The organism is Natronococcus sp. (assembly GCF_047921035.1).
Classification (GTDB): domain Archaea; phylum Halobacteriota; class Halobacteria; order Halobacteriales; family Natrialbaceae; genus Natronococcus.
Genome location: NZ_JBLRWX010000271.1, coordinates 1 through 520 on the forward strand (window position 1 = coordinate 1; position 520 = coordinate 520).

General features: G+C 72.1%; 1 protein-coding gene. It reads right to left on the reverse strand.

Annotated elements, in window-relative coordinates; all coding sequences use genetic code 11:
• Positions 1–195: 195 nt before the first annotated feature.
• A partial coding sequence (locus ACNA7R_RS20655) for a hypothetical protein (RefSeq protein ID WP_416285400.1) occupies positions 196–520 on the reverse strand: 325 nt, incomplete at its 5' end.

Sequence of the window (520 nt, forward strand, 5' to 3'; positions counted from 1 at the left end):
CGAAACACCTTCAGGTACTCGTTGAGCCGCCGGGCCGTGATGATGTACGTCGCGCGGATCTGGCGGTTCGTCGCCGTGCGGGCCTGCGCCACCAGGTCGTTGATGGTGCGCACCGCGGCCCGCTCGGCGATGGCCGGGTCGAGCGCCGCCATGGCCTCCTCGAGCCCTTCGACCACTACCCGCTGCGACGACACCTCACACGCTCCACAGCGGCAGGTCGAGCTCCACCTCGAATCCCACGCTCGCCCCCGCGTTCACCGCACCGGCGATCCCCACCGACAAGATCACGTCCACCAGGCGCGTCTGCTGCGCCAGGCCCGACCACGTGGGGTCGGTGCCCACCGCCTGGGCCACGTCGGCCGCGTAGTCGCGCAGGTCCGCCGCGGCCACGCCCCCCGGCACCAGCACCTCCACCGTGAGCTGCACCTTGTGGAGCACCCGCCCGTAGGCGGGCTCTTCCACCTCGGCCGTTGCGTCCTGCACCTGCACCACCGGCAGGTCGCTCCAGTCGGGCGGCACC